This window comes from Amycolatopsis jejuensis, assembly GCF_000717335.1.
Lineage (GTDB): Bacteria > Actinomycetota > Actinomycetes > Mycobacteriales > Pseudonocardiaceae > Amycolatopsis > Amycolatopsis jejuensis.
The window spans coordinates 272,814-284,838 of the sequence record NZ_JNYZ01000011.1; the positions used below are offsets into that span (position 1 = coordinate 272,814).

A 12,025-nucleotide genomic window follows, 5' to 3' on the forward strand; every position below is an offset into this window, starting at 1 on the left:
GTGCAAACCTGGCCACTAAACTGTCGCCATGCGTCAGCGGTGGAGCAAACAGACCATTTTGGACGCCGCCGTGGAGCTGTTGTCGGCCTCGGACGGGGACGAGTTCTTCAGCATGCGCAAACTGGCCGCCGAGCTGGGTACCGACTCCTCCAGCCTGTACCGGCACTTCCGCAACCGCAGCGAGCTGATGCTCGCGATCGTCGACCACGTGCTGATCCAGGCCATGCACGGCTACCGGCGGGAAGGACCGTGGCGCGCCCGGCTCGTCGACCTGATCCTGCGTTCCTGGGACGCGTACGCCGCGCTGCCGCAGCTCGCGCGGGACGCCAGCCACTATCCGGGCAGCGGGCCCGGCAGCCAGCTCGTGATCGAGGAGACCCTGCAGGCGCTCACCGATGCCGGCGTACCCGAGGACCTCGTCCCCGAGTGGTACCACCGGCTCGTGACGCTGTCCGTCTCCCTCATCACCGCGCACGCCGCCGGCCGCTCCCGCAGCCCGGCCGAACAGCAGCAGCGCCGGGAAAACTTCCGCGTGATCACGCTGGGCGCCGAGCCGGCCGACTTTCCCGCGCTGGCGCGGTACAGCAGCCGCCTCGCCCCGGTCGGGTTCAGCCGCGAGAGCTTCCTGGCCACGGTGGAGCTGGTACTGGACGCGGTACCGGCGCGGTCATAACGACAAGGCGGCATCGATCGTGGTGTCGAGAAACGCGAGCGTTTCGCGGCGACGGGCGAACGGGTTGCGGTAACCGCGGCGGCCTTCGGCACCTCCGGTGCGCAGGCTCAGGCTTTCGGCGACGATGCGCTGCCAGCGTGGGTCGAACTCCTGCCACGCGTACCGGCCGGCGCCGCACTTGGACGTCATCTCGCCGGTGGCCAGCAGGTGGTGCAGGCGGCTCACCCCGAGCACCGCCCACACCGGGAACCACGGGCTGAGGCCGATGGCGAGAGAAAGCGCGCTGCGGTGACGTTTCTGCTGCCACCACGGCCGCCAGTAGGTGCGGAGGTTGTCGATGGTGAAGGCGCGCAACGCATCCTGGTCGGCCCAGAGGTCCAGCTCGGCAGGTCGCGGGCCGCGTACCGCGATTCCGTACCGGGCCAGCTCGCAGAACATCACCGGGTCGATACCGGACCGCCCGGCCGGGGTGAATCGATTTTCCTGCACACACGGGACATCGGGACAACCGTCCGGCCCGGCGGCGAGATCGGCCCGGGTGAGGACCGCGCCGTCGAAATGCGGCCGGGGAAAGCGAGCCACGGTGCGGGCCTGCGCCTCGGCCAGCGCAGCCATCTCGGGCGACCCGGATTCCACGCGCCCGTCCGTGACCGCGACGAAGTCGACGTCACTGGCCGTGCTGAGCCGCCCGCGCCCGGCCCCGCGGGGATGAAAATCGCCCAATGCCACCGATCCGACCAGGTAGCACCCGGTGACGAGACCGGGCGCCAGCTCGTCCACGGTCGTCAGGAACAGGTCCACACTCCGGGCGGCCTCGGGCGGAAGATCGGCTCCATCCATACGGCCAACCTACCGACCCCGGACCTCGGCTACCGTCCTCGTCATACGAAGCCCGGGAAATGGCAGCGGCCGGTGACCGGCCCGCGGCGCTGCTCATGCCGATTACGGGATCGCGCGCGAAGTGGACGACCTGCGGGCGCTGGTCGAAGCGACTGGGGCGACGCGGGTTTTCGGCTCGCCTCGCGAGTCCTGCTGCTGGGGCTGGGACACTCCGGCCCGGCGGACGACGGCAACCCGCAGCGGGTTGCGGAGGCCGTGCGCGCGTTCTTCGCCCAGTCCACTCGGGTCAGTCGACGACCGGCCAGTCCGGGGGCGGTGCGTCGCGCCATCGGACCGTGCGGAGCGGTGCCCACTGTTCCTGGTAGCGCGCGTGCAGCGCGGACAACCCCATGATCGACCCGGCCAGCACACTCCCGAACAGGATGACCAGCAGGAACACCCCGGCGCTTTCGGCCAGTTCGTCGGCGAAACTGAGCAGCAGCGCCACCGGCAAGGCGATGAACACCGGTCCCGCCACCCAGCAGAACAGGTAGGTGCGCAGGATCTCGGCCGCGCGCAGCCGGGATTGCCCGGACAGCTCGTACCGCTTCCGGTGGGTCCACGGCAGACCGCGGACGGCGTCGAGCATCGCGTCGAGCGTTTTCACCTCGCGCAGGTAGTACCGCTCCAGCGGCACCAGCGGCAGACCGAGGGCGGTGAGCCAGCGGGTGGCGAACCGCCACCCGTCCGCGTCCTCGCGGGTGAAGCCGTGTAGCTCAGTGCCGAAACCGTTGGTACTGGACAGTCTCGGATGGTCGTCGGGAGTCAGCGGCCACACTTCGTCCGGCATTCCGGCACGGTAGCCGCGCTCCTCCGGGACCGGTCCCCGCGCGGTGCGGGTTTCGGCGCCGGAGCACCGAAACCCGCCTTCCCCGCGCCGCCCCGGTCAGCGTTTGGCGTAGTCGACGAACCCCTGCCAGTCGAGCGCCACACAGGCGGTGTCGCCCTCGACCCAGGCGTCGTGGCCTGGTGGGCAGATCATCACGTCGCCGGGGCCGAACGTTTCTTCCTGGCCGTCGTCCATCCGGACGGTCATCCGGCCCGCCAGCACGTACCCGGCGTGCGCGGCCTGACACGAATCGGTGCCGGCAATCGGCTTCACGTGCTCCGACCACCGCCAGCCGGGCTGGAACGTGGCCCGGCCGACGCCGCCGCTGTCGAGGGTGACCAGCTCGAGGTACCCCATGCCCTGTTCGAACTTGCGGACCTCGTCGGGGGAATCCAGTTGTTTCCTGATCATGCCTGCCATCGGTACCTCCTCGGGATTTCCTTCCCGCTCAAGGGGTTTCGGCGCGGACGACGTCGAGGTTGCGGTACGCGGGCGCACCGTCGACCAGCTCGGCCATCCCGGCGGCGATCCGGCCGGTGGCGGGGTGCTTCGAGTTGGTCATGGCGTCCTCGTAGCTCGGGAACTCCACGATCTGCACGTAGCGGCCGGGCTCGTCGCGGTCGGCGGCCACCACGTACCAGCCTGCGGTGCGCTCGGCGCCGATGTCGCGTTTCCACTCGTCGGCGAGCTCGTCGAACCGGGCCAGCCGGTCGGAGTCCGCGCGGAACTCGATGAGCTGCACGAACCCGCCCGGCGCGGTGGCCGACGGCGCGTCGCGCAGCTCGCTGCGGATCGCCGCGCGCAGCTCGTCGTCGTCGGTGTGGCCGTGGACCGTGGCAGCGTGCACGGCAGCAGCGGCGACGACTTCCTCTTCCTCGCCGGTGATGGCGAGCGTGCAGCCGCTTTCGCTGGGCATGTCGCGGCAGTCGACGATCTTGCGGGTCATCGGGCACCTCCTCGGGGCTGGATGTTGGCGTTGCGGTGGAACAGGTTCTCCGGGTCGTAGCGGTACTTGACCGCGGCGAGCCGGTCGTAGGTGGCCGGGCCGTAGGAGGCGCGGACGCGGTCCTGGTCGGCCTCGACGAGGAAGTTGACGTAGCTGCCGGTGTTGCTGGCGAAAGGTTTCAGCGCGGCCCACGTGCGGCGGACCCAGTCCCGGTCGGTGGCCAGCGCGTCCGCGTCGGGAGCGATCGCGTTGAGGTTGCATACGTAGTGCGCGCTGCGGGACCCGCCGAACGCCGTCTCGTCCGGGCCGGTGTCGCAGAAAGCGCCGGAGAGACGGAAAATCGGGATGAACGACATCGGGGACGTCTTGGTCGCCGCAGCCTCCACGAGCACCGTGATCACGTCGTCGGTCAGCTCGTCGAGGTCGACGGCTTTCTCGTACCCGCGGATCCCCCACGGCGCGGCGTCGTCGAGCATCTGCTGCAGTGCGACGTACGGCATCGGGGTGACGAGCTCGAACCGCGGCGGTACCCCGTGCCGCACCGGCTCGATCATTGCGGCGTGCTCGGCGGCGGAGCCGAACCCGACCACCACGAGTGCGTGCCCGGCGACGCCCTGGAACGACTCCGGCACGAACGGCGCGGCCGGGGCGGTGAGCCCGGCCCCGATCAGGACGCCGGAGCGTTGCGGCAGGGTGGGCAGGAAGTCGCGGCAGAAACGCAACGCGTCGGCGCCCTGGTCGAGGTCCCAGAAGAACAGGCCGAGCTGGATCTCGGGGCCGATCGGGTGCAGGGCGAAGGTGAACTCGGTGACCACGCCGAAGTTGCCGCCACCGCCCCGCAACCCCCAGAACAGGTCCGGTTCGGACAGCGGCCCGGCGTGCACGATCCGCCCGTCGGCGAGGACGACCTCGGCGCCGAGCAGGTTGTCCACCGCCAGCCCCAGCGTGCCGACCAGCCACCCCATCCCGCCGCCGAGGGTCAGCCCGCCGACGCCGGTGTGGCTGATCACGCCGCCGGTGACCGCGAGCCCGTGGGCCTGGGTGGCGGCGTCGAGATCCGCCAGCGTGGCGCCGCCTCCGACCCGGGCGATCCTCGCTGCCGGATCGACCGTGACCGCGTTCATCCGGCTCAGGTCGATCATCAGGCCGTCGTCGCAGACCGAGGTGCCGCTGTACGCGTGCCCGCCGCCGCGCACGGCGATCTCCAGCCCGCGCTCGCGGCCGAAGCCGACCGCCGCGGCCACCTCCTGCGCCGACCCGCACCGCACGATCAGCGCCGGACGGCGGTCGATGTCGCCGTTCCACAGCGCGCGGGCCTCGTCGTAGCCGGGATCGGCAGGGCCGAGCACCGGCCCGGCGATGGTGGCGCGCAAGTCGTCTACGTTCCGGACGGTCTGGGTCATGGCGGCGAACCTTTCCCGCTGCGGCCGCGCCTGCCGGAGACCCCTGGAACACCCCAGCCCGGCGCGCATCCTGGTGCTGCTCCGGTGAGTCAGGCCCTGGCGGAACATCTCCGCGGGGCCGTGCATCCTGCGCTCGGCGGCGACCAGCCCGCCGGCTCACGGTGTGCCGCGCGCCGTCACCTCCGCGAACGGCGCCGCGTGCTGCCGCCCGCACGGGGCGACCAGGAACCCACCCGAAGATAGCATGGCTACCTAGCAACTTGGTAGCCGCGTAGCGTGGTAACCTCATGAGTATGGAGGAGCACCCAGAGTTCACCCGTGCGGTGCGCGACCTCGTTCTGGCGGGCGAACGTTTCCGCGCCCGCGCCGGCCGGCGGCACGGCCTCAACCCGACGGCGCTGACCACCCTGGCGACGCTGCATCTCGACGGCCCGCAGAGCCCGTCCGAGCTCGCCGCGCCGCTGGAAATCACGACCGCGTCGATGACCGAACTGCTGGACAAGCTCACCGACCTTGGCCTGATCACCCGTCAGCCGCACCCGAGTGACCGGCGCATGCTGCGGATCGAGCTCACCGCCGCCGGAACTGCCCGGATCACCGGCATTCTCGACGGTTTCGCCACCCGGCTGGAGCCGCTTGCGGACCAGTTCGACCGCCGCCAGCGGACCGCGATCCTCCATTTTGTCCGGGCCGCACAGCGTAGTTTGCTGGACCCGGAACCTGAGCCGCACGACGATCTGGCGTCCTGACCTCGCCGCGCGTTGCGGGGTGGTTGTGGCGGCCGCGGAGGCTCGCTCGCGACGTCCGATGGGCGCGAACGGACACCTCGGCCGAACCGGGCGCCGCCGATGCCGGGCGCGGACCCGACCGGTGACAGCGGGCCGCACGCCACCAACGCTCAGCTCACACCGGTCGCACCAAGAACTGCGCCACCAGCGCTCAACCCCCGAGCCCGCCGGTGCGCCAAACCGCGTCAGCCCCGAACCGACCCTCCGACATACCGGGCAAACCGCCACCGGACCCGAGGCGCGGCAAGCAATCCCCCACGCATCGACGAAGCCTCACCCCGCATCGCACGCTCGGTCCACGTCGTGGATCGTGTGGCGGGCTCGGCACAGGAAGTCGAGGTCGCAACCCGAGTTGGTCTGGGTGACGGTGGTCGCGTACAGCCGGGCGAAACCGCGCTCGGGCAGCGACGGCGAGACAACCTGCGAGGCACGGCGCGCGTCCAGTTCCGCGTCGGACAACTCGACATCGATGCGCCGCTCGGTGATGTCCAGGCTGATCACATCCCCGGTACGCACCAGGCCCAGCGGACCGCCGACCGCCGATTCCGGCGCGACGTGCAGCACCGCCGTCGCGTGGACCGTTCCGCCCATTCGGTTGTCCGAGACGCGCAGCAGGTCGGTGATTCCCTGCGCGAGAAGCTTTGCCGGAACGGGGATCCGGCCGTACTCCGGCATTCCGACCGCGCCCCTCGGGCCCTGGCCGCGCAGGACGACGACGTCGCCCGGACGGATGTCGAAATCCGGATGGTAGAGCGTGGCCTGCAGTTCGGCGTTGCTTTCGAAGACCACGGCCCGGCCGCGGTGCACGAGCAGTTCCGGGGTCGCGACGCCGGTGCGGATGATCGCTCCGTCCGGCGCGATGTTGCCGCGTACCACGGCAAAGCCTCGCGGTGGGGCGATCGGTTCCGCGATCGTGCCGATCACCCGGGGATCCTCGATGACCGCGCTTTCGATCTCCTCGCCGAGGGTGCGGCCGGTGACCGTCAGCGCGTCCCGGTGCAGGAGCGGGCTCAGCGCATTGAGCAGGGCCGGGACGCCACCGGCGTTGAAAAAGTCGTTGAGGTAATAGTCCCCCGACGGGCGCAGGTTCAGCAGGACCGGGGTGTCCCGGGACAGTTCGTCGAAGCGTTCGAGCCGGAGGTCGAGGCCCAGCCGCCCGGCGAGGGCCAGCAGGTGGATCACCGCGTTGCTCGAACCGTCCACTGTGGCCAGTGCGCGGATGCCGTTGTCGAGGGCCTGGGCGGTCATGATCTGCGACGGCCGCACGTCGTCGGCGATGAGGCGCATGATGTGCTCCCCCGCGTCGCGGCACATGGCGAGACGGCGCGAATCGACCGCGGGAATCGCGGAACTTCCGGCCGGGGCCATCCCCAGCGCCTCCGCGATGGTCGTCATCGTGGCCGCCGTGCCCATCGTCGTGCAGTGCCCGGCTGTCCGCTCCAGCGACGACTCGAGGTGCCGGATCGCGCATTCGTCGAGGTCACCACGTTCGAGCGAGTCGAACGCCTCGTGCATGTCGGCCCCCGAACCGACGTCCCGGCCGCGCCAGTACCCGGTAAACGACGGGCCGCCGGGTACGACGAGCGCGGGCAGGTCGAGCGACGCGGCGGCCATCAGCATCGCCGGAATCGTTTCGTCGCATGCGCCGAGCAGCACGAGGCCGTCCATCGCATACGTCGCGGCGATCTGCTCGATCTCCATCGCCAGCAGATTGCGGTGCAGGAAGGAAATCCCGATCGGCCGGGCCGTGTCCGCGCCCATGACCATGCTGTTGAACACGCGCGGCAGGCCGCCGGATTCGAGGACTGTCTGCTTGACGGCGTCCACCATCCCGTCGAAATGCGTGTGGCAGCGCGTGAAATCACTGGTGTTCGTGCAGATCCCGACGACCGGCTTGGCGTAGTCCCGTTCCCGCAGGCCCTGGGACTTCAGCGCGGCCCGCTGCAGGAACCCGTTGATCCCCGGCATTTTCGTCCAGTTCTCACTGCGCAGCCCACGGTCGTCGGCACCGGTCATCGTCGATCCTTCCCTTGCAAAGATGCAGACTCAAATATTAACATACGACTAGTTGAACCGGAGGAGACGACGCAATGAGCCGTGAGCTGTGGCCACGCGGTCTGATGACCGCACTGCTGACCCCGATGCGCGACGACCGCGTGAATCCGGACGTCATCCCCGCAATGGTGCAGCGGCAGGCCGATGCCGGGGTCGCGGGCATCGTGGTCGGCGGCGGCACCGGCGAGTTCGGCGCGCTCGACCTGGATGAGCGGCGGCTCATGGCCGAAGCCACCGTCGCGGCCGCCGGGAGCCGCATTCCGGTCATCGTCCAGACCGGCACGCTCGCCACCCGCGATGCCGTCACCCTCACCGAGCACGCGCAGACCGCCGGTGCTGCCGGGATCATGCTGGCCTCGCCGTTCGGCGAGCCCGTCAGCTGGCGTGAGCGGGTCGCGTTCTACCGCACCCTCAACGACTCCACCGACCTGCCGATCATGCTCTACAACACGGGTTCGGCAGGCATCATGACCGTCGATCAGATCACCGAACTCGCCGAGCTGCCTCAGGTGTCCGCGGTCAAGGACAGCAGCGGTGACCTGGTCGCGGGCAGCGATCTCGTGGAATGGGCCGCCCGCAACGATTTCGCCGCTTACCTCGGGATCGATTCGCTCCTGCTCCATGGTCTCCACGCCGGCGCGCACGGTGCCGTTCTCGGCAGCGGCAACCTGGTCCCGCGGGTGCTGTCCGGTCTCGTCGACGACGTCTTCTCCGGCAACGTGCGCGAACGCTGGACAGTCATCCGCGCGATGCTGCGGTACCTCGAAGAAAGCGACAACTACGTGTCCCTGGTCAAGGCCGCCTCGCGGCTGGTCGGCGTGGATGCCGGTGACGTCCGCGCGCCGTTCGTGATGCCATCGGCTGCCGTGCTCGAGGAATTCGCGCCGCTGCTGCGCGCCGCCGACGAGCTCACCCGGGTGAACGCCTGATGCCCGGCAGCATGGTGCCCACGCCGTCCGAGCTGAAAACCGCGCGCGCCGTGGCCGATCTCCTGCTGCCGGGTACCGCGACCGCTCCGGCGGCCACCGCGGTACCGGATTTCGACCAGCGGTTCACCGAGGCGTGCAATGCCGTTGCGCCCGAAGCACAACAGCTCCGCCTCGCCCTGGCGCGGGTGTCCGAAAGCCCGCTCGATTGGGATTCGTTACGCACGTTCGCCGAGACCGAGCCGGAGCTGTTCGACGTCCTCAGTGCAGTGGTTTCCGGCGCGTACTTCATGAGTTCCCAAGCGTTGGACGCACTCGGCTACCCCCATGGGTCGCGCCGCCGCCCGTCACCGCAACAGATCGCCGACGAGATCGACACCGGCATCCTCGACGCGGTGCTGGCGCGCCCGTCCATGGTGCGGCCGGTACCCGGGAAGGAGGGCGTGCGATGACCGCCGTTGACGTGCTGATCGTGGGCGCGGGCCCGTCCGGCGCCGTGGCCGCACACACCCTGGCGACCCGGGGATTTTCCGTGCTGTGCCTCGAACAAGGCGACTGGGTGTCCCCCGCCGAGATGCCCGGCGACAAGTCGGCGTTCGAACTCCTCACCCGTACCCGGTGGAACTGGGACGGCAACCGCCGGGGACGGCGCGAGGACTACCCGCTCGAGGTCACCGACGCCGAAGCGCCGGTGATGATGTTCGGCGCCGTGGGAGGTTCGAGCGTCATCTACGGCGCACATTGGCTGCGGATGCTCCCGTCGGACTTCAAAGTCCGGACGCTGGACGGCGTCGCCGACGACTGGCCGCTCGACTACGCCGACGTCGAGCCCTACTACCGGCGGGTCGACGAGTTCATCGGCGTCTCCGGGCTCGCGGGCGATCCGGCGTACCCCGACCAGGATTTCCCGCTGCCCCCGCATCCACTCGGCAAGAGCGGGATGAAGATGGCCAGGGCCATGAACGATCTCGGGTGGCACTGGTGGCCCGGAACGCATGCGATCCCGTCGAGCGCATTCAAGTCGATGGAGCAGTGCATGCGTTGGGGCACTTGCGAACGAGGCTGCCCGGCCGGGGCCAAGGCGTCGTTCGATCTCGCCTACTGGCCGCACGCGATCGCCGCGGGCGCGCAGCTGGTCACCGGCGCCCGGGTCGCCCGGATCACCGTCGACCAGCGCACCGGCCTTGCCGACGGGGCAATCTGGCTGGACCAGGACAAGGTCGAGCATCGGGTCAAGGCCAACAGCGTGGTGCTCGCGGCGAATTCCGTGGGTACCGCACGGATCCTGCTGATGTCGGACGACCGCGGCGCGGGGCTGGCCAACTCGAGCGGGCTGGTCGGCCGGAACCTGATGATCCACCCCAACGTTTTCAGCATCGGCGCCTACGAGGACGACATCGAGTCGTGGCTCGGCCCGGCCGGGCAGCTGCTCTACTCGATGGAGTTCTACGAGACCGACCGCGCCCGCGGGTTCGTCCGCGGGGCGAAGTGGAACCTCATGCCCATCCCGGGAATCCTTGCCGCGCTGGAACTTTTCGACGATCTGCCGTTCGACCGGCGGTGGGGCGGGCAGGCGCACGAGCTGTCCCGGTTCGGCGGGAAGCTGCTCGGCTGGTACGCCAATGCGGACGACCTCCCCGAGGAGCACAACCGCGTCACCCTTGATCCCTCGGTGACCGACGACACCGGCCTGCCCGCGGCGAAGATCAGCTACCGGCTGAGCGAAAACACCAAGCGCATCATGGCTTTCAATGCCGAGCGGATGCGGGAGGCGCACGAAGCTGCGGGCGCCGCGCACATCGTGGTACGCAACGAACCGATGCCGTCCGGGCACCTGCTGGGCACCGCTCGGATGGGCACCGATCCGGCACGGTCGGTGGTCGATCCGCACGGCCGGTCCCACGACATCCCGAACCTGTACATCGCCGACGGCAGCGTGATGGTGACCGGCGGCGGCGTGAATCCCACGTCGACCATCACTGCGCTGGCCTTGCGCACCGCCGAGCATCTCGCGGCGTCGGCCAAGGACCTGCCGACGATGATCGCCTGAGCGCGGCTATTTCCGCGTGTGCAACGTCCAGCCGAACTCGGGGTAATGCGTCTCGCGGTATCCGGCGCCGATCGTCAGCTCGTCGCCGACGCCGAACTGCACCGCGTTGGACAGCACCACCCGGCCCTCGGAGTTCACGATCACCGACTCGGGCGAGGACGCCAAGAGCGGCGACAGCCACGCCTCCAAAGTGGACACCAGGAGGTCGGCGCAGACGACCCCGAGAAAGGTTCCGGACCGCTCGATCGGCACGCTGATCGTGACGATGTACTCGTCCTCGCCGCCGTAGTCGATATAGGGCCCGTACGCGCCCATCGCGCCGGTTTCGCGCGGACGGCTCATGATTTCCATCGACGGGTAGTCGTAGAAGTCTTCCCGCGCCGGATCCAGCACGTGGTGGTTGTCCTTCACCGGGCCGTCCGGAGTGCGGCGCCACCACTCGATCCAATATGGACTGTCGGGCAGCACGCCGTGTTCGGCCAGCACCCCGGCGCCGTCGACGAATTCGGGCAGCTCGGTGAAGGCCTGCAGGACCCCGATGGTCATCTTTTGCTTCAGTGCCGCCAGATCCCCGGTCTCCGACAGCGCTCCGGCGGCGATCCCGGACAGCCGGGTCAGCGTGGCCGACATCCGGCGGCACTGGCGCTCGATCTCCCCGGCGAGATCGCCGTCCCGCGCGGCGGTCCGATCGCTGGCCAAGCTCTCCATCCGGAGCCGCGCCAGCTCTCCCATCATCAGACCGACGTGTGCTTCGGCCGCCGTCCGCGCGGCGGCCTCGTCGCGCGCGGCGACCGCCTGGGCCAGCTTGCCGAGACTGGCCGAGGCCGACGAGCGCCCGTCGGCCGAGTCCAGCACGAGCCCGAACAGCCAGTCGACCTGTTCGTGCACGGAGAACTCGGCCCTGGTCAGCCGCGTCGACTGGCTCGCCGACGCCATCTCCAGGTGGAACCGCCCATGCCAGCGGCGGGCTTCCGCGGCCGAACCGGCCTCGGCGACCTTCGCCGCGAAGACCTCCAGCGCCCGCAGGTTCGCCGAACGGGCCCGCCGGGTGGCGAGCACCGCCGACTGGCCGGTGAGCATCTGCCGCCAGTCGGCGAGGTCGCGCAGCTCCACCGCACTCAGCGAGACGAGCTCCGCCTTTTCGAGCTGACCGGTGACCTCCGGGTAGGTGACGAAACTGCCGCCGTACTTCCCGGGCCGGGTCTGGATCAGGCCCTCCGTGCGGAGCTGGGCGAGTGCCTCGCGCAACGCGAACGTCGTGACGTCCAGCTGCGCGGCCAGCACCGCTTCCTTCGGGAGACGGGCCTTGTCGGGCAGCAGCCCGAGCCGGATGGCCGCCCGCACGCGGCTCACCACTGCGGCCGGCATATCGGTGGCGCCGAGGGGGGTGAACAGCAGCTTCTGCGCCGGGAGCAGGCCGTCGGCTTCCCCGGGGCCGGTGGATCCTTCGGCGGACACGCTCACGGTCAGCTCCTC

Annotated in this window: 12 protein-coding genes; 5 read left to right on the forward strand and 7 right to left on the reverse strand. The window is 69.9% G+C overall.

Annotated features, from left to right (window positions below; genetic code table 11):
• The first annotated feature begins 28 nt into the window (after positions 1–28).
• Positions 29–673, forward strand: a complete 645-nt coding sequence (locus OO71_RS16485; RefSeq protein ID WP_033290637.1) for a TetR/AcrR family transcriptional regulator — start codon at positions 29–31, stop codon at positions 671–673.
• Here the strand turns inward: OO71_RS16485 and OO71_RS16490 are convergent.
• The 5 genes from OO71_RS16490 to OO71_RS16515 form a co-directional block, all read right to left on the reverse strand.
• Entirely contained in the window at positions 668–1,513 is an 846-nt protein-coding gene (locus OO71_RS16490) for a hypothetical protein (protein ID WP_051791611.1), read from the reverse strand. The two genes, OO71_RS16485 and OO71_RS16490, sit on opposite strands and share 6 nt — an antisense overlap.
• A 286-nt stretch (positions 1,514–1,799) precedes the next feature.
• The gene (locus OO71_RS16500; protein ID WP_051791612.1) at positions 1,800–2,342 is read right to left on the reverse strand and encodes a hypothetical protein; all 543 of its coding nucleotides are present in this window, start codon (positions 2,340–2,342) and stop codon (positions 1,800–1,802) included.
• A gap of 96 nt (positions 2,343–2,438) precedes the next feature.
• Positions 2,439–2,801 (reverse strand): cupin domain-containing protein, encoded by a 363-nt coding sequence (locus tag OO71_RS16505; RefSeq protein ID WP_033290640.1) that lies wholly within the window; start codon positions 2,799–2,801, stop codon positions 2,439–2,441.
• A 28-nt stretch (positions 2,802–2,829) separates the two neighbouring features.
• Positions 2,830–3,327: a DUF1059 domain-containing protein gene (locus OO71_RS16510; RefSeq protein ID WP_033290641.1), complete on the reverse strand. Its 498-nt coding sequence runs from the start codon at positions 3,325–3,327 to the stop codon at positions 2,830–2,832.
• Entirely contained in the window at positions 3,324–4,730 is a 1,407-nt protein-coding gene (locus tag OO71_RS16515; protein ID WP_033290642.1) for an FAD-binding oxidoreductase, read from the reverse strand. Before OO71_RS16515 ends, OO71_RS16510 begins: the two co-directional genes overlap by 4 nt.
• A gap of 293 nt (positions 4,731–5,023) precedes the next feature.
• On the opposite strand from OO71_RS16515, the gene OO71_RS47455 reads away from it, so the two are divergent.
• Positions 5,024–5,479, forward strand: coding sequence for a MarR family winged helix-turn-helix transcriptional regulator (locus OO71_RS47455; protein WP_051791613.1), 456 nt, complete (start codon positions 5,024–5,026; stop codon positions 5,477–5,479).
• A gap of 312 nt (positions 5,480–5,791) precedes the next feature.
• On the opposite strand, the gene OO71_RS16525 is transcribed toward OO71_RS47455, so the two are convergent.
• Positions 5,792–7,534: a dihydroxy-acid dehydratase gene (locus OO71_RS16525; RefSeq protein ID WP_033290643.1), complete on the reverse strand. Its 1,743-nt coding sequence runs from the start codon at positions 7,532–7,534 to the stop codon at positions 5,792–5,794.
• Between the two features lie 74 nt (positions 7,535–7,608).
• Here OO71_RS16525 and OO71_RS16530 point away from each other — a divergent pair, with 74 nt between their 5' ends.
• From OO71_RS16530 to OO71_RS16540, 3 genes are read left to right on the forward strand one after another with little or no spacing between them, the layout of a single operon-like run.
• Positions 7,609–8,502 (forward strand): dihydrodipicolinate synthase family protein, encoded by an 894-nt coding sequence (locus OO71_RS16530; protein WP_033290644.1) that lies wholly within the window; start codon positions 7,609–7,611, stop codon positions 8,500–8,502.
• A complete protein-coding gene (locus tag OO71_RS16535; protein WP_033290645.1) occupies positions 8,502–8,951 on the forward strand; it encodes a hypothetical protein in 450 nt (149 codons plus the stop codon). The genes OO71_RS16530 and OO71_RS16535 overlap by 1 nt, the downstream gene beginning before the upstream one ends.
• Positions 8,948–10,549: a GMC family oxidoreductase gene (locus tag OO71_RS16540; RefSeq protein ID WP_033290646.1), complete on the forward strand. Its 1,602-nt coding sequence runs from the start codon at positions 8,948–8,950 to the stop codon at positions 10,547–10,549. Before OO71_RS16535 ends, OO71_RS16540 begins: the two co-directional genes overlap by 4 nt.
• Before the next feature lie 6 nt (positions 10,550–10,555).
• Here the strand turns inward: OO71_RS16540 and OO71_RS47460 are convergent, their stop codons facing one another.
• Positions 10,556–12,013 carry an FCD domain-containing protein gene (locus tag OO71_RS47460; protein WP_051791614.1) on the reverse strand — a complete coding sequence of 486 codons (1,458 nt, stop codon included), beginning with the start codon at positions 12,011–12,013 and terminating at the stop codon, positions 10,556–10,558.
• Positions 12,014–12,025: the final 12 nt, after the last annotated feature.